Genomic DNA, 25,840 nt, shown 5'->3' on the forward strand with positions numbered 1-25,840 from the left:
TTATCGAATTTCCACAGGTGGAGGGATCTACTCGATGACCAGGAAGCTGGGCACGATCACAGCAGCAGTCGCGGTCGCGGTGAGCCTGGGCGCGTGCAGCACCGATGGCGGCGCCGCCTCCTCCAGCGAGCAGGCAGCGCCGCCGGCCGTATGCGCACCCCTGCCGCCCGCCGACATCACGACCGCCTCCGGATGGGTCGGATACGTCGGCTCCCACCCCGACGACGTCGCCTTCGTCGTCGACGACGGTCGCGGCCGAACGGTCGAGCACCGCGCCGCCGACACCGTTCCGCTGGCGTCCGCGATCAAGGTGGTGCACCTGGCCGCCTACGCGCGGGCCGTCGCGTCGGGTGAACTCGACCCGGCCGAACCGGTACCGCTGTCCGAGTGGGAACGGTGGTATCTCCCGAACACCGACGGCGGCGCCCACCCGAAGGCCCTGCAGCGACTCGGCGTCACCGATCCGGACGCCACGGTCCCGCTCGAGCAGATGGTGACCGCGATGATCCAGGAGAGCGACAACGCCGTCCCCGACTATCTGCGCGACCGGCTCGGCGACGCCGCCCTCGCCGACGCCGCCGCGCAGGGCGGCTGGGACGACCTGGAGGTGCCGACCCTGCTGGGCTCGACCATCGCCCTCCTCGACCCGGCGATGTCGCGGGATGCCCGGTGGGACGCCGCCCAGCGTTACGCGCACGACGGCGCCTACCGCGAACAGGTGATGCGGATGGCGCCCGGCGACGACTTTCCGGCGGTCACGGCCCGGGTGCAGGAATCCGGGGTGACGGGTTCGGCCGCGGGCCTGGCCTCGCTGCACCGCGCGATCGCGACCGGCGACTTCGGCCCCGGATCCGACGTCGCGCGGGAACGCCTCGAATGGCAGCCCGCCCCACCCGGGCTGGACGGCCTGGGTTTCAAGGGCGGCAACCTTCCGGGGGTCGTCACCGAAGCGATGACGATCCGTCGTTCCGACGGCACCGTCGCCACCGCGGTGCTGCTGACGTCGCACCTGTCGAGCGAGGACTACCTGAACGTCATCGGCGGGAACTTCGCACACCAGCAGCTGCTTCTCGAGGCGATGACCGATCCCGACGCGGCGTCGCAGCTAAGTTGTGCCGTGTGAACGACGAGTACGACGCCCGGCTGGCCGACCTCGAGGCGCGCGTCCACGCCCTCGAAGCGGCCCGGCCCGCCGGATCCCCGACAGCCGACGTCGGCGAGAGCCTCGGACAGATCGGGTATCAGGGCGCCGTCGACCTGGGCGGCGAGATCCAGTGGACGATCCGCTACGACGCCGGCGCCACCCTCGACCTGTCCCCCACCGCCGTATCGAATGTGCTCGCCGCCCTGGGACATCCGACCCGACTCGAGATCGTCCGCACACTGCTGCGCGGTCCTGCCGGCGCGGCCGAACTGCAGACCGCGGTCGGGCTGTCCTCGCCCGGTCAGCTCTACCACCACCTGCGCGCCCTCGGCGGCGCACGCATCGTCGAGCAGGAGTCGAGGAACCACTACCGCATCGCGGCGGCGAAGGTGGTGCCGTTGCTGGTCATCACCCTCGCCGCAGCGGATGTCGGGGAACACCCCCTGTGAGTACTTGTTAACCGCGGGGGGTTAACAAGTACTCACAGGTGGGGTGAGGTCGGCCACCGCTCGATCCGCGGCGGCCAGGCCGAACACCAGTGCAGGGGCGATACCTCCGGTGTACGCGCGGTTGTAGAGGCCGCCGGTATCCGACCCGGCCGCGAACAGTCCGCTGATCGTTTCGCCCTTCGCATTCAGGACACGGCCATGCTCGTCGATGCGGATGCCGTGGAAGGGGAATGTCAGCGCCGGGCATGCCTCGACGATGTAGTAGGGCCCCTCATCAAGTGCCTGCGAGTCGTAGCGACGCGGTGGCTGACTGTCCGGACCTGCCGCGTCGAGTGCCCGGATCTGATCCGCGATCGCGGCACCGTCGTAGCCCCATTCCTCGGGAAGATAGGCGAACTCGTCGAGATTCTCGGCGATTCCGCACCGCCCACCCCGGCGCTGCGCGAGGTCGAACTTGTCGAGCGCCGCGGCGCCCTCGACGTAGCTGCCGGTGATCCACTCGCGGTACACCCGTGCGTCGGCGACGAGCAATCCACGCGACTCGGGCTGCTCCAGCAGATCCATCGTGGTCAGATGGTCACCGACGGTCTCGTCGGTGAAACGACGGTTGTCGAGATTGAACAGCAGCGCGTGCTCGCTGTAGTAGAGCGACAGCGCGACGAAGTCGGCCGTGTCGCGGAAACGCACGCCCGTCGGGATGAGATGCCCGTAGAAGCCGGACCGGTCCGTGCCGGAGGCAGCCCCGACGGCCTCGGCCAGACGTAGTCCGTCACCCGCACTCGTAGGATTCGAGCGCAGTTGCATCTCGGTCGCGGCGGGATGGATGTGCTCACCGGACAGTTCGGGACTCGCCTGAAATCCCCCGGTCGCGAGAATCGTCGCGTGGGAACGTATCTCACATTCCTCTCCGGTCGCCAGGCGCACACGGGCACCTATGACTCCGCCGTCTCGTGTGAGCAACGACAGGGTCTCGGCGCTCATGTACAACTCACCGCCGTGATCGCGAATTCGCCGACGACACTCGTCGATGTATCCGTTGGTGTCGAACTGGTGACCCGTGCCGTAACGGAGAACTGTCACCGCATCGGCGCACTCGATGCCGAGTGAGCGGATCCAGGCAATTCCGTCCGCAAATCGGTCGACGAGCGCCCGACGTAGTGCGGGGTCGCCGTTCGGGTTGACCTCTTCCATGACCTCGTGTGAGGGCGCAGTCCACGCGTATCCCGCGAACTGGGCGGACCCGCCAATCGTTGCAGACTTCTCGACGACGACGACCGACCGTCCTCCGGCCACCGCCCGAGCCGCCGCGGTCAACCCGGCCATGCCGGCGCCGATGACGAGTAGATCGGTGTCGATTCCTGGCATCTGGTGCTCCTCATAGTGCGAACAGTTGCATTGTCACCCAACACCGTAGTTCCTCAACTGAAGTCAGTTCAAGCATTGGGGGACGCACTTGCGACGAACAATCACCCCACCCCCTTACCCCCCATGCCCCGTGACGACATCGACCACTGGCAGGAATCCACATTTCGGTCCGCGATGTGATTGCCGACACAACAATTCCTCGATAGCATACTTTGAACTGAACTCAATTCAAGGAGTGGATGTGCGGAAAACCCTTCTCACAGTCGGTGTAGTCCTCGCCACGGCATTGACGGCATGCGGAACACAAGCCGGCGGGGGCGATGCGGGCGGGCCGATCAAACTCGGCGCATGGCTTCCCCTTTCGGGGCCACAGGCCTCGGGGGGTCTGCCCCAGGAAGCCGGCACCCACGCGTTCTTCGATCAGCTCAACGAGGCTGGAGGAATCCACGGTCGCCCCGTCGAGTGGACCCCAGTCGACAACGCTTTCGACCCACAGCAGACGATTCAGGTGGCTCGACAGTTGGTCTCTCGCGACCGGGTTGTCGCGATCGTCAACGCAAACGGCACGGCAACCACGGAGGCGACGTTTCCATTCGTGCTCGAACAGAACGACATACCCATCTTCGGAACCTACGGCGGCTCCACCGCCTGGTACGACCCGCCGCGGGACGCTTTGTTCGGCAGCCAGACGCTCTACGAGAACCAGGCGCGCGCCGCCGCGCAGTGGGCGCTCCACGAGGGTGCCAAGAAGGTCACGATCATCCGCAACGATCCGGCAGCGTTCGTCAATGTGGGCGCAGTCGCCACGACCGAACTCGAGAAGGCCGGCGCGGAGGTCTCGACGGTGGAGGTCAAGCTCGGTACCACGGACTACAGCCCGTTCGTGTCCCAGATCCGTTCGGCTGCACCCGATGCAGTCCTGACGATCCTGCCGATCCAGGAGGCCGCTGCGTACCTCAACGAGATGGCTCTGCAGGGTGTCGAGATTCCCAGTTACGGCTACTCCCCCACGGTGGGTAACAGCTTGCTCGACCTCGCAGGTACGAACGCGGAAGGGTTCCGCGCCGTCTCACTGACGCTGCCGCCCACCGCCGATAACCCTGCGGTCGAGGAATACCGACAAGCGCTTGCGAAGTACAAGCCGGGCGAGAAGCCCGATTTCTACTCGCTGGCAACCTATGGCTCGGCGAAAGCGTTTGCTCAGGTCCTCGCGAGCATCGACGGCGAGATCACGTCCAAGTCAATCACCGACGCGATAGTCACGAGCGGCACCCTCGACACCGGCGTGATGCCTCCACTCACGTTCGGTGCGGATGAGCACCTCGGTACCGACAGCGTGGTCCGAGTCCAGGTAGAGGGCGGCAAGTTCGTTCCCATCGGAGACTTCGTGTCACCGCAGTAACACGTCGAGCGCATCCAGCTCGACGAGTCCGACCTGGATGCGCTCGTGGCGAATACCGTCTTCCTGTTCCGCTCGGATGACCAGTCAGACGGTGAACCGTCCACGGTTGCTGAGTAGCACCGCACCCACGACGTTTCTGGCCTGCTCCGAAGCGAGAAACAGCACATTGTCCGCGATCTCGTCCGGGGTCGCGTACGGCACCGGTGTGTTGTTGACCCACTGCACTTTGAGTTCTTCTGGTGTGCGAGCGGCCATCCCGGTCTCCGTCGGGCCGGGAGCGACGAGGTTGAGTCGGATACCGAACGCCACGACCTCCTTGGCGACAGCCTGGCAGAAGGCATGGACAGCAGCTTTCGACGCCGCGTAGTGCGGGTATCCCGTCAAGGTATCGAACGCTGAGGACGAGCCGATCACGACGATCGAGCCGCCTTTCGGTTTCATCGCCCGTACGGCGGCGCGAACGACATGGAATGTTCCGTCCAGATTGACCGACATCACTCGGCGCCACTGCGTATCAGTGAGGTTCGCCGTCAGGTCGATCGGTCTGCCGGCGGCGGTCGCCTCCGTGATGATCTTCTTGGACTCCGCGTCGTCGACGCCGGCGGCGTGCACGACGACGTCGAGCCGCCCCTCGGCGTCGAGGACCTCCGCCATCGCGGCATCGACGGCCCCCGGGTCCGAGACGTCGACCCCTCGTGCGACCGTCGTGGAGTCGTCCCCGTACCGTCGGCGCACATTCTCGACCACGATGTCGGCCACGTAGACGCGGGCAGCTCCCTCACCGACGAGTTGCGCGACGACGGCCGCTCCGATTCCTGATCCGCCTCCAGTGACCAGGGCAACCGCGCCCTCGAATCTGCCGTGTCCTGCTGTTCTGTCCATCTTCGTCGGTATTCCCTTCGTCAGAGCCTGATCGAGCGCACTGCAGTCACCGGTCGATCTCGCCGACAACTGCAGGGATGTCTGTACCGAAGTAGGCAGCCTCGGCGATGCGGCTGAAGCCCGGAGTACTGCTGTTGCCGCGCGCGACGGCCTCACCTTGGCGCAGAACAATGACCTCGCTGCAGGCTTCGAGCGCGCGGGCGAGCGACTGGTCCAGCAGGATGGTCGTAATGCCCCGGCGCGCCATGTCGTTCACCTGTGAATACACTTCGTCGACCATCGCCGGGGACAGACCCAGCGCGGGTTCGTCGAGGATCAGAACTTCGGGGTCGGCCATGAGCGCCCGGGCGATGGCGACAAGCTGTTGTTCGCCGCCGGACAGCGAGCCGGCCGGTATGTCCATGCGGGTGCGGACCCGTTCGGGAAGGCCTTGCCGCAACTCGTCGAGCCGATCACGCAGCGTACGACCGGAGATCCCCGCGGCATACGCCGCGACCTCGAGGTTCTCGCGCACCGACAGGGTGCGGAACAAGGCGCGCCCCTCGGGAACCAGGCTGAGCCGCAGTGCGTCTGTGCCATTGACTGTCCGGGTGCCGCCGGTCGACTGCAGATCGCCGTGCAGGATCCGCCCCAGCGTGCTCTTGCCGGCGCCGTTCGCGCCCACGATGCCGAGGATTCCGCCTGCATGGACGTCGAGATCAATGCCGGACAATGCCTGCACACCCTCGTAGTGGTGCTCGATCCCCCGCACGGAGATCAACGGCGCCTCCGTGCGATCGATGTCGGGTGCGATCAGTGTGGTGTCGGTGTTTCCCAGATACGAGTCGCGGACCAGTTGGTTCTGCAGGACCGTGTCCGGGGTTCCATCGGCGATCAGCTCGCCGAAGTCGAACGCCACCACCCGATCTGCGACGGAGAACAGGTCGTCGAGGACGTGGTCGATGATGACGACGGAGGTATCGGAATGCGAGAGCCGGCGGATGTGGTCGGCGAGGGTGTGACGTTCGTCGGCGTCGAGGCCACCGAATGGTTCGTCGAGCACGATCAATCGTGGGTTGTCGGCCAGCGCCGCGATCGCACGGGCCAGATCGACCCGTTTCTGCAGCCCGAACGGCAGTTCTGCGGGGAGTCGGTGCACGTGGTCGGCCAATCCGACACTCTCGAGGACCTGCAACGCCGTGTCGCGATCAGCGCGCCGCCCCCAACGGTTGACGACACTGACATTTTCGAGAACGGTCAGTTCAGCGAAAAGCTCAGCATGCTGAAAAGTCCGGCCGAGGCCGAGCGAGCGTCGACGCGTCGCCCGCACGCCGTGCAGGGGCCGGCCACCGAGTTCCATTGTCCCCACGAGTTCACCGCCACCGATCAGGCCACACAGGGCGTTGACGAAGGTGGTCTTGCCGGCGCCGTTCGGCCCGATGATCGCGAGCACCTCACCTGCATCTACGCGGAGGTCGATGTTGTGCACGGCCTGAAGGCCACCGAATCGAACACCGAGTGCCTCCGTTTTCAGCACGGCCGCCGCGGCGGTATCGGCCCGCGTGTCCGGAACCGATCCCTCAGTGTCGAGAAGGCTCGGTTGGGAGGTGGACAGCGTGGGGCGGCCGAGCGCACGGGTGAGCGGGACGAATCGGCGCAGCAATCTCCCGGCCGTCGGGACGATTCCATCGGCGAGAAACAGCAGGGTGAGAATCAGGACACCCCCGATCAGGTAGGGCTGGTCGATCGACAGCGACGACGCCAGAGTTGGTGCGGATGCGAGGAACGCACCACCGAGAACGGCTCCGATCACGCTGCCGGTCCCGCCGAGAACGGTCGCGGCAATCAGGTTGACCGCGAAGACCATCGAAAAGCCCTCCGGGCTGATGAAGCCCGAAAGCAAGGCAAGAAGCACACCGGACAAGCCGGCGACACCCGCGCTGATCGCGAAACCGAGGCTCGCCTGCAGTTCGGGAGCGATACCGATCGATCTGCCCGCCAGTGGGTGTGTCTTGGCCGCAACCATGCGCATACGTATGGTCGTGCGGCGCAGGAACACCGACACTGCCACAGCGAGACCGAGGACTCCGACGGAAAGGTAGGTGACTGCGTCGGATGACGGAACGAGTTCGCCGAGCGCGGTGTCGAATGCGTCGACCGGCACTCCTTGGTCGCCGCCGGTGACGCTCTTCCACGCACCGATGATTTCGAGAGTCACCAATGTGAACGCCAACGTGAGAAGCGCGACGTACAGCACGGAGAAGCGGGAGCCGGCGAACCCGAGGAAGCCTCCCAGCATTGCGCACAAAGCCACGGCGACAACGGACGTGAAGGCCAGTCCCCAACCGTTACCGCTGCCGTAGGCGGTCACATACGCGCCGATCGCGACCATTGCGGGATGCCCGATCGACCAGATACCCGTCCACCCGGCCAATAACGAGATGGACAAGACGATCAGTCCGTACACCGCAGCGAGTCCGACCGTGTAGATCTGGTAGCCGGGCACGAGTCCGGCAGACAGCATCATTATCGTCAGGATCGCCGCAGCCGGTCCGCCGAGAAACTGAGCGGCGCCGTACAGGCGCTGGGCAGAGCGTCCGGGACGCTGCGCCGAGTCATCTTTTGTGACCATGGAATCAGACCCTCTCGAAGGTTTGGCGGCCGAAGATGCCCTGGGGACGGATGAGCAGCACGAGCACCGCCACGCAGAAGACGAACGTGTCTCGGAAGCTGGCGGAGATATACGCTGCGGCGAGGTTGTCCAGGACACCGATGACGAGCCCACCGATGACCGCGCCGTACATGCTTGTGAGGCCACCGAGCAGGATGCCTGCGAAGGCACGGAACAACACGGGGGCGAGGATCACCGGCGAACCCCCGGTCTTCGGGGCGTACAAGAAGACACCCAGCACCGCCAGCGCCATGCCGAGTGCCCAGGCGATCCGCGCGACCTTGTGCGCGTTGATGCCCAAGATCTCTGCGGTCTCAGCAGATTCGGCGACCGCGCGCATCGCGGATCCGACCGGCGTACGCGTGAACAGATACGCAATGGCCGACACGGCCACCGCGGCGAGGAGAATCGTGGCGATGTCCTGCAGCATCAGGTTCGAATTGCCGATCGAGATCGTGCCGTCGACGAGCTGCGGGAATCGACGCGGCTGCTCACCCCAGTAGTGGCCGATCAGATGCTCGACAATGATCGACAGCCCCATTGTGACGACGAGCGCAGCGAAGAGCTTCCCTTGCCCGAGCGGTCGAATCAGTGCTTCCCGCACCACGACTCCGCTGAGAGCTCCGAAGGCCACTGCGACCACCAGTGCGACAGCAATGCCCACGCCGGCCCCGTACGCGCTGAGGGCAACGTAGATGGCGAGGGTCGACAATGACGCCATTGCGAAATTCATGACGTCGGTGGATCGGAAGATGATGACCAATCCGAGTCCGATGAGACCGTACACGGCACCGTTGGCGATGCCGGTGGTCAAAGTGATGAACAACTGGTCCACGATGCCTCCGAGGGGCGGCCGGATATCAAATTGAGCTGACTTCAGTTCAAGTAACGTAAAGGACCTTGGGTGTGAGCGCAACCACACTTCCGTCCCCGTGAGTACTTGTTAACCGCGGGCGGTTAACAAGTACTCACGGGCGACGGCACGGCCTTCGGAGATGGCGTGTGCGACCTTGCGCGGCACGAGCGCGTCGCCGATGACGTGCACGCGTGCGTTGTCCGGTGCGAGTTGCGACCAGTCGCGTGGGCGTCGCTCACCGGCCACGACCACCCGGTCGACGTCGAGACGCGTCCTCTGCCCCGACAGGGTGTTCTCGAATTCGACCGAACCGTCGCAGACCGCGACGAGAGACGACAGCACGCGCACGTCGACCGGTTTGCCCGACAGCCGACGCAGGTACTGCACCCGGCCCTCCGCCGGAAGACCCGAGGCGAAGGCCGCGGCGGGCGTCAGAACCGTCACGCGGTCGGCACCCGCGGCAAGCGCCGCTTCGACGGTGCTCGCTGCGGGCCAGAGCCCGAATCCGTCGTCGACCACCACGACGTGGCCGGCCCCGCGAAGAGCTTCTCCCCCACCCAGCAGGGCGTGAGAGGTGAGCACGGACGCCGTTCCCGCCAACGTCTGGGGCAGTTCTTCCACGGCACCGACGGCCAGCACTACGTCGTCGAAGTTCTCCAGTTCGACGGCGCTCACGGTGCGCGCAAGATGGATTGCGACCTTCGGCATGTTGTCGGAGTAGTAGTCGAGGAGGCGACGCCAGCCGCTGCGGTGTGGCGCGTCTGCCGCTGTCGCCAGCTGGCCTCCGATCCGCTCTCGCCCTTCGAAGAGCGTGACGTCGTGGTCGGGTCCGAGCCGCATCGCGCACTCGAGCCCGGCGGGACCGGCACCGACGACGGCGATCCGTCTCCGCTCTCTCGACCCGCGCGTGGGCCCCAGCGTCAGCGGGTAGGCGGGACGTGCGGAATGACCCGGCGGCGCGAGGTCGGGATTGACCGAGCACAGTAGGACGGGGTCGAATGCCCGGCAGTCCTCGTTGCAGGACACGCACGGGCGGATCGACGCCTCGCGGCCGGTCAGTATCTTCCGCGGGAAGTCCGGGTCGGCGATCAGCGGTCGTGCCATACCGACGAGGTCGGCACCCGACTGCAGCGCGGTTTCGATGGACGCACCGGTCCGGAACGACTGCGACACGAGCAGCGGGGTCACTGCGGCGGCGCGCAACTGTCCGACCGAATCGAGCAGCGGCGGGTCGGTGACAGCCATGTCCCGGACGTAGGTGCTGCGGACGCCGACCGTGACGTTGACGTAGTCGAAATCGGAGAGGTACGGCAGTACGTCGCAGAGTCCGTCCATGCTCAGGCCGGCCTCGTCGCTGCCGTCAGCGGAGACGCGGACTCCGAGGACGATACCGGGGCAGGCGTCGCGGACCGCACGGGCGATGCGGTCGAGGAGTTGCGTCCGCTGAGACGTTGTCGCGGCATCTCGGCCGAGGTTCGTGTTCGGTGAGAGGAATTGCGCAAGTAGGTATCCGTGGGCCGCGTGCAGTTCGACGACGGGAAAGCCGGCCGACCAGGCGTGGACAGCGGATATGCGGAATGCGTCGACGATCCCCTCGACGTCGGCGCCGGAGAGGGCGCGCGGTCGCGTCGGTTCGCGGGGCGAGCGGACAGCGGACGGCCCGACGGGATGACTCCACATCTCGGCACCGAGCGTTTCGCGTCCGAGGTGCACCAGCTGGCAGGCGGCGATGGCTCCTTCCTCGGTGATCGCCCGCGCCCGAGCCTCCAGGCCGGCGAGGACTTCGGGACGCCAGGCCTCGGTGATGTTGCCGTTGCGATTGGTCGAACCAGGCGACACCACGGTGCCGCCGACGATGAGCATCGAGGCACCGCCGGCCGCGCAGCGCCGCCAGTAGTCGTCGTCGCCGCGTGAGGGGATGCCGCCGGCGACGGCTCCCGAGGCGTGCGGCGTACCGACGAGCCGGTTTGCCAGCCGAATCGGGCCTAGCTGGAGCGGCCGCGCCGCACGTGGAGTCGTCATGCAACCTCCTAAGTGAACTGGATTCAGTTCATGTTATCAGGTGATTGACATCACACGGCGATTTCCCTACATTCAAACTGATATCAGTTCAATTGCTGAGGAGCATCATGTCGTTCGTTCTCGTCCACGGCGCAGGAATGGGTGCCTCCTGCTGGGGACCACTTCTCCCGTTGCTCGAAGGTGCCACTCTCGCAGTCGATCTCCCAGGTCGGGGACGACGACGCTCCATCGACCCACGGTCCGTCACTCTCGACGACTGCGCTGCCGCCGTCATCGATGACGTGGAGGCGGCAAACCTCGAGGACGTCGTCCTCGTCGCACACTCTTTCGCTGGAGTGACGGCCCCTCGGGTCATACAGGCACTCGCGCACCGACTACGGCACGTCGTCTTCCTCTCCGCCGTCGTCCCGCCCGACGGGACGCGAGTGATCGACCAGATCGACCCGGGCGTCCGCGCCGCGGTGGAAGCCTCGATAGAAGATGGTGTGTATCGCCAGGATCCGATGGGCGCCGCCGCGATGCTCTGCAACGACATGGACGCGGAGCAGACCGACTGGATGATCGACCAGCTGGTCGACGATTGCGGCGCGTTACTCACCGAGTCCGTCGATCTGTCCGGTCTCCGCGCCGACATACCCCGTACATACGTACGTTTGACCAAGGACACCTGCTATCCACCCGAACTGCAGGAGAGGTCGGCTGCCCTCGTCGGCGGCGACACCGTCTTTCTCGAATCCGGTCACATGGCCATGGTCACGATCCCCGATCGCGTTGCCGCGCTGCTCAACGGTGTCGCGTCGTAGGCCTCATTCGACTCCTCCATCCATCACCGAACACACGGGTTCGCATTCGTCGAACCGATACCGGAAGGGCTTTCATGCCATGAGAAGTATGCCGATAAAGCTGATGGCCGTCGCGGTGGTCGCCGCTTTCGCCTCGGCCGCTTGTGGATCCGGCGGTTCCGGTTCCAGTGGACCCGTGTCCGGCACATGGGACGACGTCGTCGCAGCCGCTAAGGGCGAAGGCAGTGTGCTCCTGTACTCGAGCCAGAACCCCGCCAATCTCGACGCTCTCAAAGTGGCCTTCGAGCAGGAGTATCCCGAGATCTCCCTCGAATACGTCCGGGGAACCGACGCCGATATCAACCCGAAGGTCGAGGTCGAGAATCAGACGAAGCGCGGTACCGCTGACGTGCACATGCTGACGGACGCCGCGTGGATCGAGACGGCCGCCGAGTCGGGCACCTACTCGACCGATCTCGTCGGCCCGGCATTCGATGCGCCGGAGTACGAACCGCAGAAGAGCATCATTTCCGACAAATTCTTCCTGACGAGTGCGGCGGTGTTCTCTCTCGGATGGAACACGTCGGCACTTCCGGGAGGGCTGCAGAAGCCGGCAGACCTCCTCGACCCGGCGTTGAAGGGCAAGATCGGAATCGTCAACCCGTCCGGTATCGCCTCGTACGTCGACTTCTACCGATTCTTCGAGAAGAACTTCGGCGCCGACTATCTTCAGAAGCTCGCGGAACTGAAACCACGCATCTACCCGAGCGCACTGGGTGTCGCTCAGGCCCTGACCTCCGGCGAGATCGTCGCGACCCCCGTGGTGCAACCCCTGGTGCGGGAAAAGGAATCGGGCGCACCGGTGGACTGGGCATTGCCGTCCCCTCCGTGGGGGACCCCCTGGTTCACACACGCACTGTCCGCGGCGCCGCACCCGAATGCGGCACAGGTGCTGGCGAACTTCATGGCCACCCCCGCCGGCCAGAAGGCGCTGTCACTCGGCTACGCGAGCGCCCTTCCCGACATCGAAGGAAGCGTCGCGCGAGCCCAGGACATCGCGCTGCCCAACCCGTCCGATCTGACGCCCGAATCACTCACCGAATATCAGTCCGGCTGGGAAAAGAGGTTCATCCAGTGACAACCAACGACGGGCGACTGCGTGACACCTGCGCACTCGTCACCGGTGCTGCACGAGGAATAGGCGCCGCGACCGCGGAACTCTTCCACGCCCACGGGGCCACGGTCTACCTCGGCGACGTCGACGACGAGCTGGGCGAAAGTGTCGCGGCGAAAATCGGTGCGAGAGCGCACTACCGGCACCTCGACGTCACCGACGAATCCCAGTGGACGCGCGTCACCACCGACATGGCGGATCGCGGGCATTCGATGCGTGTTCTCGTCAACTCCGCGGGCGCCGCATCCAAAGCGTCCATCATGCAGACGTCGCTCGCAGATCTACGACGCATGATCGACCTCAACCTCGTGGGCACCTTCCTCGGTCTGCAAGCCGCAGGCGCCGCGATGACCACCGGCGGGTCCGTCGTCAACTTGTCTTCGCTGCGTGGCGTCCTCGCGACTGCCGAGCTCGGAGCGTACGGCGCGTCGAAGTTCGGTGTTCGTGCCTTGACACGCGTTGCGGCGTTGGAGTTCGCGGAATCGAATATCCGGGTCAACGCGGTCTGCCCGGGCAGCATCGAGACGGCAATCACCGCCGGTGCCGACTTCGCCGACGACGACATGGACGCGTATGTGAAAAGCATTCCGCTGCAACGCCGGGGTCTACCGCTCGAGGTCGCGAAGGCCATCCTGTTTCTCGCGTGCGAGGACAGCAGCTACATCACCGGCTCCGATCTCATGATCGACGGCGGAACCTCCGCGGGCGCCAGGACTCCGAAGCGCCCACAGCCAATCCTCGACAACCCACTCGCAACCAAGCAGGTGCCAAGGTGACATCGCAATTCCGGGTTTCCAACCTGACCAAGACCTTCGGGTCCAACACCATCGTCGATCAACTCGACCTCGACATTCAGGACGGTGAATTTCTCGTCCTGCTCGGCCCCAGCGGTTGCGGGAAAACGACCACGTTACGATGCATCGCCGGTCTCGAGACACCCGAAGGCGGGTCGATCACGTTCAAGGACCACACTGTGTTCGATGCGTCGAGCCGTATCAACGTTCCGGCGTACAAGCGCAACATCGGCATGGTCTTCCAGTCCTACGCGTTGTGGCCCAACATGACGGTGCGAGAAAACATCCGGTACCCCTTGAAGGTTCGGGGGATGAAGAGCGCCATCGCCGCCGGACAGGTCGAGACCGCGGCAGGCATGGTTGATTGCGGCGCCCTGCTCGACCGGTATCCGTCCCAGCTCAGCGGTGGACAGCAACAGCGAGTAGCCGTGGCCCGCGGCCTGGTCGCCCAACCCGACCTGGTGCTGTTCGACGAACCGCTGAGCAATCTCGATGCGCGGCTGCGTGATCAGGTGCGGTCTCAGATTCATCAACTACACCAACGACTGGGTTTCACTGCCGTATTCGTCACCCACGATCAGGCCGAGGCGTTTGCGCTCGGTGACCGACTCGCCATCATGAAGGCGGGCAAGATCGAACAGTACGACACCCCGGAGCGGGTCTACGAGACCCCTTCCTCCGACTATGTCGCGGCGTTCATCGGGATGGCGAACCGGCTCGAACTCGTCCGCCGGCACGAGGGGTGGACCACGCGAGCGGGGGCTCCCGTCGATCTCGACGCGGCCGGAGTCCAGGGCGACTACATCAGCGGCGATACGGCTCTGGGAAGGCTCCGGCCCGACGACCTCGCACTTCATCATTCACTCGACGAGGTCCGTGCGGGTGACGTCGGCTTCGTCGGCGATCTCGTCACCTCGGAGTACGGAGGCCGCTATTTCGACGTGACGGTCGATGCCGGAGGTGAGCAGTTGTTCGTCCGCGCAGATGCGGAACTGCACGGACGCTGGTTGCGTGGTGCCGCCATCGGATCTCCTCTGGTGGTGAGCTTCTCGCCCACCAAGCTGCGAGTGTTTCCGCATCCGGACGGCCACGTGGATCTCCAGGTTCCCGTGCTCGCCCAGGCCGCCCGATCGGAGGCGTGATGGCTACGGTTGCGGTGAGCCGCGGCGCACGTCCGTTCGTCGTCACTACGGTGTGGCGTACCCGGCTCGGGTACGGCGCGCTGCTGGCGGTTCTGGCGTATCTCGTCGTGCTACCGCTCTTCCGATTGCAGTCGCTGGCGTTCGAGGACGGCGGTCGCGGATATCAAGCCCAGTACGGCCGGTACGACATCGGCCAAACCATCCGGACGACCATCGCGCTCGCTGTCTCGTCACTCGCCATCGCCATGGTCCTGGGAACGATTCTTGCGTTCGCGGCGACCAGGCTGCCACGCCGGCTGAGCTTTCTCAGGATCGTCCCCATCCTGCCCATCGTGATGCCGGCGGTGGCCAATGTGGTCGGGTGGGCATTTCTCCTCTCCCCCGGACCCGGGTATCTGAACGCGCTCCTGCGCAAGCTTCCCTGGTGGAACCACGTGGACTCCGGACCGATCGACGTCTACAGCACACCGTGGATCATCATTCTCACGGGTTTCGGACTCACGTCCTTCGTCTACCTCTTCGTCAGCGCGGGAATGCAGAACATCAGTTCCGAGCACCTCGAGGCAGCACAGATCAGCGGTTCGTCGACGCTCGGGGTGTTCTTTCGTGTAGTGCTCCCGCTGCTTCGCCCCTCCCTGGTGTACGGCGGTGGCATTGCACTGCTTCTCGGTCTGGGCCAATTCACCGGACCGCTCCTGCTCGGACAGAACACCGGCGTGAAAGTCCTCACCACCGAAATGTATCGGCGGGTGTCCGAGTCGCCGGCGGACTTCGCCGCTGCAGCCGCGGCGGGCTCGCCGCTCGTCATCTTCGGCGTCGTGGTCGTGCTGGCGCAGAAGATGCTTCTCGGTAATCAGTCACGCTTCGTCACTCACGGGGGAAAAGCGTTCGCACCGAATACCGGTCGTTCGGCGTGGGCCGCCGTGTGCATCTCGGGATACGCGATGCTCGCACTCGTCGTTCCGCTGATCGGACTCGCCATCGTGGCCGTGTCTCCCTATTGGTCGGAGACACTGTCCTGGAATCTCTTCACACTGGACAACTTCCGGGCGCTTTTCCGGACGGCGAGCATCGTCGACTCGGTGTACACGAGTCTCCTCACCTCCGTGGTGGCGGTCGCCATCTGCGTGCCGATCGGTTACCTCACCGCCACGCTGCTCGTGCGAGGTCGCAAACACAGGGTGCTGGCAACCATCGGTGACGTCATCACTGCTCTCCCCCTGGGCATTCCAGCGGTGATCTTCGGCGTCGGGTTCCTGCTCACGTACACCCAGCCTCCGCTGATTCTCTACGGGACCAAAGCGGTCATCATCCTCGTCTACATCGTGCTGATGGTGCCCTTCTCGACCCGAATGCAAATGACGGCGATGCTGTCACTCGGAGAGACCTATGCCGAGGCGTCGGCAACGAGCGGTGCGAGCCCGTTCGTCACCAACATCCGGGTGATTCTGCCGCTGATGAGGCCCACCGTGCTCAGTTCCGTCGCGTTGATGTTCATCCTGCTGACCCACGAGTTCGCCGCCTCACTGCTCGTCCGTGCCGCCACGACACAGGTGATGGGTACGCTGCTGTTCGACCTGTGGGAGAACGGCTCCTACCCCCTGGTGGCCGCGATGGCCCTTCTCATGACCGCCGTGACCAGCATCGGTGTCGTGATCGCGATGCTCGTCGGCGGCCGAAACGTATTGAGCAATCTCTGATGTCGATCTGCCCCGCCCGATCCGAACGAGTGACAAGGAGTCCAGATGACTGTCGGCCCTGACCGACTTCGAGACAAGGTCGTCCTGCTGACGGGTGCGACCGGTGGTATCGGCGCCGAGATCGTGCGAAGGCTCGCCGACGAGGGTGCTCACGTCGTCCTGACCGATCTCGAGAAATCGGCCTGCCAGGAATTGCTCGATACTCTCACCCAGCCCGAGCGACACGCGGCGCTCGCCCTCGATGTCTCCTCCGAGGAACAGTGGGAAGACGTCGTGGCAGCAACCGAGAGCACGTTCGGCGCGCTGCACGCCCTGGTCAACAACGCCGCCATCGGCAGCGTCGCAACGGTCGACGAGGAAACCCGATCCCATTGGGATCGGGTGATCGGCGTCGGCCAGACCGGCACATGGCTGGGTATGAAACATGCCGGCCCGCTCATCGAGCGGAGCGGCGGCGGTTCGATCGTGAACATGTGCTCGATACTGGGCACCGTGGGCGGTCTGGGCAACAGCGTTGCCTATGCAGCCGCCAAAGGCGCAGTCCGGACGATGACGAAGAACGCCGCCCTGCACTGGGCGAAAGCGGGAGTGCGCGTCAACTCGCTGCACCCGGGATTCATCGGTACGCCCCCGCTGCTCGAGCGCTGGGAGGGCAGCGAGCGTCACCGCGAAATGCTGGCCGGCACCCCGATGGGCCGTCTCGGGCGGGGTGAGGAGATCGCGGCCGTAGTCGCCTTCCTGGCCGGCGACGACTCCACCTTCGTCACCGGGTCGGAGATCTACGCCGACGGTGGGTGGACGGCGGCCTGAGCGAGACAGAAGAACATGGCCTCCGCGTGATGCGGAGGCCATGTTCTTCTGTGTAGCGGCTGGAGCGTCAGCGTAGGCGGCACAGCGTCTTTCCCACGGTGCGGCCGTGCAGCATCGCGACGATGGCGTCCGGCGCCGACTCGAGGCCGTCGAACACGGTCTCCTCGACAACGAGACGACCGTCGCGGAGGTAGCTCCCGACCTCGGCCCGCATGTCGCCGAGCAGATGGTCGTAAGCACCAGCTCGGAAACCCCGCACCGTGAGGTTCTTTGCCACGATCTGAAAAAGATTGCTCGGACTTGCCGCCGCCGTGTCCGCGTCATAGGAGGCGACAGCGCCCGCCATGGCCACCCGACCGCCTGGTCGGAGGTGATACAGGGCGGCCTCGAGATGCGTTCCACCCACGTTGTCGAAATACAGATCGATGCCGTTCGGTGCCGCGCTTGCGAGGGTTTCGGCCAGGTCCGGGCTGTGGTAGTCGAATGCGCCGTCGAGTTTCAGTTCGTCCAGGAGGAACCTGACCTTCTCGCCGGAACCGGTGCTGCCGACCACGTGGTGACCTCTGAGCTTCGCAATCTGGGCGGCGAGACTGCCGACCGCACCCGCGGCCGACGAGATCCACACGACGTCTCCACTCGTGAGTCCACCGATGCACTGCAATCCCACGTACGCCGTGAGCCCGGAGCTGCCCAGCGCTCCGAGATAGGATTGCGGCGGGTGCACGCTCGTGTCGAGGCGAGTCACGCCGCCGGCCCCGGCCAAGGTTTCGCTGCCCTGCCGGACCACCGCGAACTCACGGAAACCCTTGATGTGCAGAACCGTATCGCCCGGCTCGAAGCCGGGGTCGCGGGACTCGAGTACCTCGCCGACAGCCAATCCGGTCAGCGTCTCCCCGATGCCGAACGGCGGCAGGTAGCCTGCCGGGCCGGAAGGGCCGAGACGTATCCTGACGGACGGGTCGATCGACAACCACGAGTTGCGAACGAAAATCTCACCGGGCTCCAGTTCTTCGGGAACCGTCACCACGTCGAGGTGGAAGTCCGATGGCCGGACCTTCCCCTGGGGGTGGCGCGCCAGTTTCAGCTCATGACTCTGCACAGGAATCCTTCCGCACTCAGACCACGGAGAAGACGTCGCGGTCGTCTCGTCTTCGGACTGCGAGCCGACCGCGATCGACCAAAGTGTCGAGGTGCGCGAGGGTCTCACAGATGGCGATCATTTGATTGAACGGGTCGAGCGTGGAGAACGGCCTTTCGCGACGGGTCCACGTGACCGCGTCTGCGACGGCAGTCGCGGTCGCCGGCCCGAGCGAGACCAGCGCGTCGCGCATGGCCGCGAAACGCCGGTCATGATGCGCGAGAAGTTCTTCGACGCGCAGGTGCACGCTCGGTGTCGGATCTCCGTGCGCCGGCAGCAGTTGCGAGTCGGGGCGTTCGAGCAGTCGGGTCAGCGACTCGAGGTAGCGCCCCAACGGCAGATCCCACTCACCGAGTTCGAAGCCGATCGACGGTGTGATCGTGGGCAGGACGTGGTCGCCACTGAAGAGCAGCCCCTGCTGTTCATCGTGAAAGACCATGTGCCCCTTAGTATGCCCCGGCGTGTGCACGACGTCGAGTGCGTGCCGTCCGATCCGGAGCGGACCGGCCGTGAGCCAGTGGTCGGGCTGTTCCCAGTCCGAGGGGTAGAAGGGTTCCGCGGCGGTCAAGACCTCGACCGTGTCTGCCAGGAGGGGGGCACCGGCGCGGCGGAGTTCGCGCAGAGAATCCGTCGGCACGTTACTGCCGAGTGCACTGACGGCTGCCAATCCGTCGGCCTCGGCCATCCCGAGGTGGACGCGGGCGCCGTGACGACGGCGGAGTTCGATCGCGAACGTGTAGTGATCGCGGTGCACGTGAGTGACATAGATGTCGTGAATCTGCTCGGTGCTGTGCCCGATGTGGAACAGTGCGCGCTCCATCTCGTCGAAAGTCGTGTCGACTCGCCAGCCACCGTCGACGAGGGCCAGGCCGTCCTCGGTCTCGAGGGCGTAGACGTTGACCGCTCCGAGGCCGTCATCGGGCATCTGGAGGGGCACTCGATGCACACCGGGCGCCACCTCGTAGCAGCCCGGTTCCATCCAGTGCGCCCTCATGATCGACCGCTGTCCACTTCGACCATCGTTTTCTCCTCGCCCATGACGAGGATGCGCTTTCCCCGCATCTGGCCGACGTTGTCCACTGCGGCTTGCCATTCCGGGCTTGCGAGCGCGGCATCGAGGTCCTCGCGGGAGTCGAAGCTCAGAATCGAGACGCCGTCCCATTCCCGTGACCTGTCGTCCATCGCGTCGAGCACTTCGGTGTGCTGCCATCGCCGCAGCCCTGGGAGCGGGTAGGTCACGTCGGCATGTTCGCCGCGCCACCACTGGATGAACTGCTCATGGCTCCAGTCGTGCGGACGGGCGGCCAAGACGATCAAGTTGTACATCATCACTCCGTAACTGACCTGAATTTGGTTCAAATCTCGAGGGAAAGGAGGGCCACCCCTCCGCACACGCCCGCATCACGCGCGGACGATGCGCAGGGTGGCGTCTCGAACGTGCTGGTTGAGCTGGTCGAGGGTCATGTCCCCGTCGGGTCGGTACCAACGCCACACGCTGACGACGAGTCCGAGGATCAGCCGGGCCATCAGTCGCGGATCACTGTCGGCGAATACGCCTGCGCCCATCCCCCGCGCGATGAGGAGCGACCACTCTTCTTCGATCGAGTTCACCAGCGCGCGTGAGGTCTGGCGCTCGGCCTCTTCCTTCTCGGATTGGCGGGGAGTGGCGAGCAGGTCCATATGACTCTGGAGGATGCGCCGCTGAAGGGCGTCCCGCGGGGTCGCTTCCAGAGCGCTGGTGACGGCGGCACTCAACGCCTCGACCGGGTCGTCGACGCCCTCGATCGCGGCAGCGAATCGCTCGAGTGACTGCGCCAGTTCGAGACGCATGATGGTCAGCAGGCAGTGACCCTTCGACTCGAAATAGTGATAGAGCGCCGTCTGACCGATGCCGACCTCGTCGGCGATCGACGCCCACTTCGTATGCTCGAAGCCGACCTCCCCGAAGCGTTCGATCGCGGCTGTCAGGATCAACCCGCGCTTCGAACGCGGACCATCGCGGAGCGTCATGGCTTCTACGGACACTGAATCCCCATCCATCGGTTGGTTGTCGGGTCGGTACCGGTCAGACTACCTGAACTGAGGTCAGGTCGGGTCGAATCAGCGGCTCCCGCTACTGGTGAGCAGGCGTGTTGCGAGGTCCACCGCATCCGGTCGAGACAGCTTCCCCACCCGGTTCTGCGGCAGATCGTCGATCGTGAAGACGAACTCCGGCCACTTGAACTTCGGGAACTCGATGTCCCCGAGGTGCGCAACGACCTCGTCGAGGGTAATCGGATCGCCGGTGCTCACGACCAGGGCCGCCGCACGTTCACCGAGTAGCTCGTCCGGCACCGGGACCACGCACACCTGGGACACGGTCGGGATGCGTGCGATCGCGGCCTCGACCTCGTTGATGTCGATGTTGCGGCCCCCGCGAATGATGATCTGCTTCTGGCGCCCCATCACCCGGATGCTGCCGTCTTCGGCCACTTCGACGAGGTCGCCGGTAGGCAGGAATCCGTCCGCGGTGAGTTCCGGGGGTGCGGGAACACCTGCCCGTGCATAGCCGACGAAGAGGGAGGGCCCCTTGACCTGGGCATCGCCCACCCGGCCCGGTGGCAGAGGAGCGCCGTGTGCGTCGACCGCTCGGACGACGGTCCCGGGGAAGGGACGACCGTCCCGCCCGAGCCGAACGTCCGGTACGTCCGCGGGCAGCGGGGTCGTGTGCCCGAGACACTCGGACATACCGAACACACGCAGGAACGTGGTGCCGAGGGTCTGTTCGGCGCGACCGAGCGCGCCGGCATCCATTGGACCGCCGCCGACGGTCATTGCGCGCAGCGATGCGAGTGCTCCCGCAGCGTCCGGCGCGACGGCAAGCTGAAGAGCCATGGTCGGGACGAGCATCGTCCAGGCGACCCGGTGTTCCCGGACGATCTGGAGGGCTGTCGCAGGCTTCCAGCCGTCCATGCAGACCATTGGCGCGGCAAGCATTGCGGGGAGATAGAGCCCGAAGCAGAATGCCGCTACCGACGAGAGTGGTACGAACGCCGCGACGGGATCTCCGGGTTCGAGGCCGACCGCCTCGATCGTGCAACGGCAGGCATAACGAATCGCGGATTCCGACTGCACCACGCACTTGGGATGTCCGGTCGACCCGGACGTCATCGCTATCGCAATTCCGCCGTTCCACCGCTCGACGTCACTGACCGGTGATCGCGACCAGCGCATCACCCAGCCGGCCGGTGCGGTCGCTTCCTCGCAGAACCGGTCCTCCGGTACACCCCAGTGCGCGAGCGACTGCCGGTCGGCGATCACGACGTCGGGTGTGATGTCGTTCAACGCCACGATGAATTCCGACGGGGTGGCATGCCGGCTGAACACCGCAATCAGACCGCCGCGCAGTCCGACGGCGATTGCCGCGGCGAGCGTGCGCCACGTGTTGTCAGCCTGCACGAGCACGGTCGGCGAGCCACCCGTCGCGGCGTCCAACTGGGCGGCGAGCTCGGTTGCCGCCGCGACAACCTCCGCCATCGTGTGCTCCCCCGTTGCATCGACGACTGCGATGTCATCCGGAGAATTCGCTGCGCGAGCAACGAAATCGCGTGCCAGCTCCCACATTCCGCCGACCTTCCATTGAAGTGAACTAGTTTCATTATTGACTATGACACGCACCGTACCCAGCTTTCGTCCGTCACGGAATCACGACGGCTCTCCCGGTAATCTCGCCGCGCCGCAACCTCGCATACACGTCGAGGACGTCGTCCAATGGGTACGTGGTCGCCTCGACGGCCAGCAGACCCTTGTTTGCGAGGTCGACCACGGCCTCGAGGTCTGCGCGAGTTCCCCAGAACGGCGCAGTCACCTGCCAGCCCGTCGCGAGTCCGACGTCTTTGCCCACCGTGAGCCGGCCGCCGGCGCTGCCGACAGTCACCAGTCGTCCCCCGGGGGCGAGCAGCTGCGCCGCCGATTCCATCGTGTCCGACGCTCCTACGAAATCGAAGACGACGTCAGCGCAGTGAAAGCCGGCGGTACCGGACCGAGATGTCGCAACCTCCGCAATGTCCGACACCGCCACGTCCGCCCCCAGCCGACGCGCAAGGTCGCGTGAGCTCTCACGCGGATCGACCGCAATGATCGTGCCTGCGCCCAGTGCGCGGAGAACCTGGACCGCGATGTGGCCCAGTCCCCCGACTCCGACCACCACGGAAACGGAGTCGGCGTCGACGAGATCCCGATTGGTACGAACTGCGTGATACGCCGTCAGGGCGGCATCGGCGAGTGGGGCGGCACTCTCGGGGGCGAGTCCGTGGGTGCGGACCAGGCACCGTCCCGAGGGAACGGTCATGGTGTCGGCCAGACCACCGTCGTAGCCGATGCCGTTGCCGATCGCGGCGAGACGGCCGTCCTCGCGTTTGCTCAATTCGAAGCAATAGTTCTCGCGGCCTCGGCGACAGTTGCGGCATCGCCCGCACGACCAGACACCATGGACGACGACGGATTCGCCGATCCACGACTTGTCGGCCTCCGGGCCTGCGCCGACCACGGTTCCCGCCACCTCGTGCCCGAGGGTGAACGGGAGGGAATAGTCGAATACTCCCGCGGGTGCGTCCATCACGTGCAGATCGGATCTGCACAGTCCGGCGGCGTCGACGCGGAGGAGCAGCTGATGCCCCTGCGGTTCGGGAACAGGGATGCGCACAACGCGCGGACCGTCGCCCCAGCTGGTCAGGCGTACTGCGCGCATCGTCGGAACTGCCATGAGTGTCACCTTTGCCTACCGGGCGGTCCAGCCGCCATCGACCACCAGAGTCTGACCTGTGACGTATGACGACGCGTCCGATGCCAGGAAGAGCACGGCGCCGTCCACTTCGCCGGGGCGTCCGCCGCGGGCGAGCATCGTGTTGCGGCGCACCCAGTCCGCCGAGCGCTGGTTGCTGAACAGTCCATCGGTCATTTCCGTGTCGAACCAACCCGGCACGATGGCGTTCACGCGGATGCCGCGTCTACCCCACTGCCCGGCGAGCTCACGGGTCAGCCCGAGCACGCCGGCTTTCGATGCCGCATAGCTCGCACCGCCGATGGGTGCCGTCGAGACGAGCCCGACGACGGAGGAGATATTGATGATCGATGTTGTCTCGCCCGCCGGTGTGGCCGAGGTGACGCACGTGGCGAGATGAAATCCCGCGGCCAGATTGACGTCGAGAATCGAGGAGAATTCCTCCGGGCTCTCGTCCTCGGCGTTCGGTCTGCCGGGTCTGCCCGCGTTGTTGACGAGGACGTCGATCCGCCCGGCCTGCGAGAGGGCCCGATCCACGAGCGCGCGCCGGTCCGAGTCCACGGTGATGTCGCACTCGACGGGGACGACCCCGTCGACCTCGCCGGCCAGCGCCGCGAGACGCTCGACTCGGCGGGCGGCGGCGAAGACCGTCGCGCCTGCCGACGCCAGCGTCCGCGCGAAGCCCATTCCCAGTCCGGACGATGCACCCGTGACGACGGCGACGCGACCGCTCAGCTGGAACAGCTCGGGTACCTGCATGTGGTTGGCTCCTACTCGTGTTCGTGGCACGCGCGCGTCAGTAGACGGCGGTGCGGCCGCCGTCGACCGGGATGACGGCACCCGTGGTGTAGCCGGCTCGGTCGCCGGCCAGATGCACGACGAGGCCCGCGATTTCATCCGGGTGCCCGAGTCGGCCGGCCGGGAGTCGGTCGATGATCTTGCCGACGAACTCGTCGTCCCAGTCCGCCGCCATGTCGGTTGCGAATCCGCCCGGCATGATGCAGTTCACCCGTACCCGGGGCGCGTATTCCTGAGCGAAGGCCATCGTCAGCGCGTTGAGACCGTTCTTCGACGCCGCGTACATCGCCTCCGGCGGGCTGGGCCGCAGTGCGCCGATGCTCGAGATGTTGATGATCGAACCGCCTCCGGCCGCGCTCATCCTGGCACCGGCCACCGCCATGAGCCGGAACGGACCCTTGAGGTTGACCTCGATCGTCTTGTCGAAGAGCGACTCGGAGACCGACTCGAGGTTCGGCGACAGCGGAGCGATGCCGGCGTTGTTGACGACGATGTCGAGACTTCCGAACTGCGTGAGAATGTGGTCGACGGCGAGTTCGATCGCGTCCCACTTCCCGACGTGCAGTGCGAGCGGTTCGGCGATGCCACCGGTGTCCCTCGTGATCGCGAGGGCCGCGGAGATGCACGCGTCCTCCTTGCGGCTCGACACGATCACGGTGGCTCCCGCGGCGGCCAGCCCGCTCGCGATGGCGTATCCGAGCCCTCGGGTGGCCCCCGTGACGAGTGCGACCTTGCCTGTCAGTTCTCGCGTGGTGTTCATGCGTACTTCTTCAGTTCGAGACGCGCAATGGTGCGCAGATGGACTTCGTTCGGACCGTCGGCGATCTGCAGTGCCCGGGTGATCGCATACAGCCGGGCCAGGATCGTGTCGTCACTCACCCCGGCCGCGCCGTAGGTCTGGACGGCGTGGTCGACCACTCGATGAGCGACCTCCATGGCCGCAACCTTGATCGCGGCGACTTCCGACCGGGCGGCGGCGTTGCCGCGGGTGTCCATCAGCCACGACGACTGGAGAACCAGCAGCCGGATCTGGTCGATCTCCATCCGGCTGCGCGCGATCCACTCCCGTACCACACCGCGATCAGCGAGCGGCGCACCGAAGGCAGTGCGCTGCAGAGCCCGTCGGCACATCAGCTCGAGGGCGCGCTCGGCCATGCCGATCGCGCGCATCGCGTAGTGCATGCGCCCCGGCCCCAGCCGGCCCTGCGCAATCGCGAAACCGTCTCCCTCGGCGCCGAGCATGTGGTCGGCCGGCACCCGGACATCCGTGAACTGGACCTCGCCGTGACCGAGCCGGTCCCGGTACCCGAACATGGGCAGATCGCGAAGGACCTCGATACCGGGAGAATCCGCGGGCACCAGGATCATGCTCTGCTGCCGGTAGGTCGGAGCCTCGGGATCGGAATTGCCCATGAAGATGACGAGCTTGCAATCAGGGTCGAGAATGCCTGAGGTGTACCACTTCCGGCCGTTCAGGACGTACTCGTCGCCGTCCCGGCGGATGGTCGACGTGATGTTCGTGGCGTCCGAACTCGCCACATCCGGTTCCGTCATGGCGAACGCCGACCGGATCGTGCAGTCGAGGAGCGGCGCGAGCCACCGTGACTGTTGTTGCTCGGTGCCGTACATGGCGAGGATCTCCATGTTGCCGGTATCGGGTGCCGAACAGTTGATGGCCTCGTTGCCGATCACCGAGCGTCCGACCATCTCGGCGAGCGGGGCGTACTCGAGGTTGGTGAGACCGGCGCCCCACCCGCCGTGCGTCATGAAGAGATTCCACAATCCGAGCTCGCGCGCCTTCGCCTGCAGGTCGAGCATGACCTTGGGCTGCTCGTGTGGGTTGTCGTTCGACTTGATCTGCTCGTCGTACACGGCCTCGGCCGGATAGACGTGCTCTTCCATGAAGTTCCGCAGCTGCTCGAGCAATCGCTCGGTGCGCGCGGAGTATTCGAAGTCCACGTGAGGTCCTC

23 protein-coding genes are annotated in these 25,840 nt (G+C 65.6%); 9 read left to right on the forward strand and 14 right to left on the reverse strand.

Annotated elements, in window-relative coordinates:
* Positions 1-34: 34 nt before the first annotated feature.
* On the forward strand, positions 35-1,123 hold the full coding sequence (locus WKC72_RS36715; RefSeq protein WP_370181221.1) for a serine hydrolase: 1,089 nt from the start codon (positions 35-37) through the stop codon (positions 1,121-1,123).
* The gene (locus WKC72_RS36720) at positions 1,120-1,593 is read left to right on the forward strand and encodes an ArsR/SmtB family transcription factor (protein ID WP_370181222.1); all 474 of its coding nucleotides are present in this window, start codon (positions 1,120-1,122) and stop codon (positions 1,591-1,593) included. Before WKC72_RS36715 ends, WKC72_RS36720 begins: the two co-directional genes overlap by 4 nt.
* 21 nt (positions 1,594-1,614) lie before the next feature.
* Here the strand turns inward: WKC72_RS36720 and WKC72_RS36725 are convergent, their stop codons facing one another.
* Positions 1,615-2,958 (reverse strand): FAD-dependent oxidoreductase, encoded by a 1,344-nt coding sequence (locus WKC72_RS36725; RefSeq protein WP_370181223.1) that lies wholly within the window; start codon positions 2,956-2,958, stop codon positions 1,615-1,617.
* A gap of 241 nt (positions 2,959-3,199) precedes the next feature.
* On the opposite strand from WKC72_RS36725, the gene WKC72_RS36730 reads away from it, so the two are divergent.
* Entirely contained in the window at positions 3,200-4,360 is a 1,161-nt protein-coding gene (locus tag WKC72_RS36730) for an ABC transporter substrate-binding protein (RefSeq protein ID WP_370181224.1), read from the forward strand.
* An 84-nt stretch (positions 4,361-4,444) separates the two neighbouring features.
* On the opposite strand, the gene WKC72_RS36735 is transcribed toward WKC72_RS36730, so the two are convergent.
* The 4 genes from WKC72_RS36735 to WKC72_RS36750 form a co-directional block, all read right to left on the reverse strand.
* Positions 4,445-5,242, reverse strand: a complete 798-nt coding sequence (locus WKC72_RS36735) for an SDR family NAD(P)-dependent oxidoreductase (protein WP_112301281.1) — start codon at positions 5,240-5,242, stop codon at positions 4,445-4,447.
* A 46-nt stretch (positions 5,243-5,288) separates the two neighbouring features.
* Complete coding sequence (locus tag WKC72_RS36740) at positions 5,289-7,853, reverse strand: ATP-binding cassette domain-containing protein (RefSeq protein WP_370181225.1); 2,565 nt, start codon at positions 7,851-7,853, stop codon at positions 5,289-5,291.
* Positions 7,854-7,857: 4 nt separating this feature from the next.
* Positions 7,858-8,727, reverse strand: a complete 870-nt coding sequence (locus WKC72_RS36745; RefSeq protein ID WP_370181227.1) for a branched-chain amino acid ABC transporter permease — start codon at positions 8,725-8,727, stop codon at positions 7,858-7,860.
* A 108-nt stretch (positions 8,728-8,835) separates the two neighbouring features.
* On the reverse strand, positions 8,836-10,770 hold the full coding sequence (locus tag WKC72_RS36750; protein ID WP_268791616.1) for an FAD-dependent oxidoreductase: 1,935 nt from the start codon (positions 10,768-10,770) through the stop codon (positions 8,836-8,838).
* Positions 10,771-10,877: 107 nt separating this feature from the next.
* On the opposite strand from WKC72_RS36750, the gene WKC72_RS36755 reads away from it, so the two are divergent.
* The 6 genes from WKC72_RS36755 (at position 10,878) to WKC72_RS36780 (ending at position 17,172) form a co-directional block, all read left to right on the forward strand.
* On the forward strand, positions 10,878-11,573 hold the full coding sequence (locus WKC72_RS36755; RefSeq protein ID WP_268791617.1) for an alpha/beta fold hydrolase: 696 nt from the start codon (positions 10,878-10,880) through the stop codon (positions 11,571-11,573).
* A gap of 79 nt (positions 11,574-11,652) precedes the next feature.
* Complete coding sequence (locus WKC72_RS36760; RefSeq protein ID WP_112301286.1) at positions 11,653-12,690, forward strand: ABC transporter substrate-binding protein; 1,038 nt, start codon at positions 11,653-11,655, stop codon at positions 12,688-12,690.
* Positions 12,687-13,502, forward strand: a complete 816-nt coding sequence (locus WKC72_RS36765; RefSeq protein WP_370181228.1) for an SDR family NAD(P)-dependent oxidoreductase — start codon at positions 12,687-12,689, stop codon at positions 13,500-13,502. Before WKC72_RS36760 ends, WKC72_RS36765 begins: the two co-directional genes overlap by 4 nt.
* Positions 13,499-14,662 carry an ABC transporter ATP-binding protein gene (locus tag WKC72_RS36770; RefSeq protein WP_112301288.1) on the forward strand — a complete coding sequence of 388 codons (1,164 nt, stop codon included), beginning with the start codon at positions 13,499-13,501 and terminating at the stop codon, positions 14,660-14,662. The genes WKC72_RS36765 and WKC72_RS36770 overlap by 4 nt, the downstream gene beginning before the upstream one ends.
* Positions 14,662-16,362 carry an ABC transporter permease gene (locus WKC72_RS36775; protein WP_370181229.1) on the forward strand — a complete coding sequence of 567 codons (1,701 nt, stop codon included), beginning with the start codon at positions 14,662-14,664 and terminating at the stop codon, positions 16,360-16,362. Before WKC72_RS36770 ends, WKC72_RS36775 begins: the two co-directional genes overlap by 1 nt.
* A 45-nt stretch (positions 16,363-16,407) precedes the next feature.
* Positions 16,408-17,172: an SDR family NAD(P)-dependent oxidoreductase gene (locus WKC72_RS36780; RefSeq protein WP_268791619.1), complete on the forward strand. Its 765-nt coding sequence runs from the start codon at positions 16,408-16,410 to the stop codon at positions 17,170-17,172.
* A gap of 67 nt (positions 17,173-17,239) precedes the next feature.
* Here the strand turns inward: WKC72_RS36780 and WKC72_RS36785 are convergent, their stop codons facing one another.
* The 9 genes from WKC72_RS36785 to WKC72_RS36825 all read right to left on the reverse strand — a co-directional run bounded on the left by WKC72_RS36785 (position 17,240) and on the right by WKC72_RS36825 (position 25,829).
* Positions 17,240-18,271: an NADP-dependent oxidoreductase gene (locus WKC72_RS36785; protein ID WP_370181230.1), complete on the reverse strand. Its 1,032-nt coding sequence runs from the start codon at positions 18,269-18,271 to the stop codon at positions 17,240-17,242.
* 16 nt (positions 18,272-18,287) lie between these two features.
* A complete protein-coding gene (locus tag WKC72_RS36790) occupies positions 18,288-19,289 on the reverse strand; it encodes an MBL fold metallo-hydrolase (RefSeq protein WP_370184643.1) in 1,002 nt (333 codons plus the stop codon).
* 11 nt (positions 19,290-19,300) lie between these two features.
* Positions 19,301-19,636 (reverse strand): EthD family reductase, encoded by a 336-nt coding sequence (locus WKC72_RS36795; RefSeq protein WP_174233859.1) that lies wholly within the window; start codon positions 19,634-19,636, stop codon positions 19,301-19,303.
* Between the two features lie 75 nt (positions 19,637-19,711).
* Positions 19,712-20,320, reverse strand: a complete 609-nt coding sequence (locus WKC72_RS36800; RefSeq protein ID WP_112301294.1) for a TetR/AcrR family transcriptional regulator — start codon at positions 20,318-20,320, stop codon at positions 19,712-19,714.
* Positions 20,321-20,410: 90 nt separating this feature from the next.
* Positions 20,411-21,913: a class I adenylate-forming enzyme family protein gene (locus WKC72_RS36805; protein WP_370181231.1), complete on the reverse strand. Its 1,503-nt coding sequence runs from the start codon at positions 21,911-21,913 to the stop codon at positions 20,411-20,413.
* Positions 21,914-21,986: 73 nt separating this feature from the next.
* Positions 21,987-23,054: an NAD(P)-dependent alcohol dehydrogenase gene (locus tag WKC72_RS36810; RefSeq protein ID WP_370181232.1), complete on the reverse strand. Its 1,068-nt coding sequence runs from the start codon at positions 23,052-23,054 to the stop codon at positions 21,987-21,989.
* Positions 23,055-23,069: 15 nt separating this feature from the next.
* Positions 23,070-23,831 carry an SDR family NAD(P)-dependent oxidoreductase gene (locus WKC72_RS36815; protein WP_370181233.1) on the reverse strand — a complete coding sequence of 254 codons (762 nt, stop codon included), beginning with the start codon at positions 23,829-23,831 and terminating at the stop codon, positions 23,070-23,072.
* A gap of 37 nt (positions 23,832-23,868) precedes the next feature.
* Positions 23,869-24,630 (reverse strand): SDR family NAD(P)-dependent oxidoreductase, encoded by a 762-nt coding sequence (locus tag WKC72_RS36820; RefSeq protein WP_268791623.1) that lies wholly within the window; start codon positions 24,628-24,630, stop codon positions 23,869-23,871.
* Positions 24,627-25,829 carry an acyl-CoA dehydrogenase family protein gene (locus WKC72_RS36825; protein WP_370181234.1) on the reverse strand — a complete coding sequence of 401 codons (1,203 nt, stop codon included), beginning with the start codon at positions 25,827-25,829 and terminating at the stop codon, positions 24,627-24,629. Before WKC72_RS36825 ends, WKC72_RS36820 begins: the two co-directional genes overlap by 4 nt.
* Between the last annotated feature and the right edge of the window lie 11 nt (positions 25,830-25,840).

Source organism: Rhodococcus wratislaviensis, from assembly GCF_041228765.1.
GTDB classification, from domain to species: Bacteria; Actinomycetota; Actinomycetes; order Mycobacteriales; family Mycobacteriaceae; genus Rhodococcus_F; species Rhodococcus_F wratislaviensis.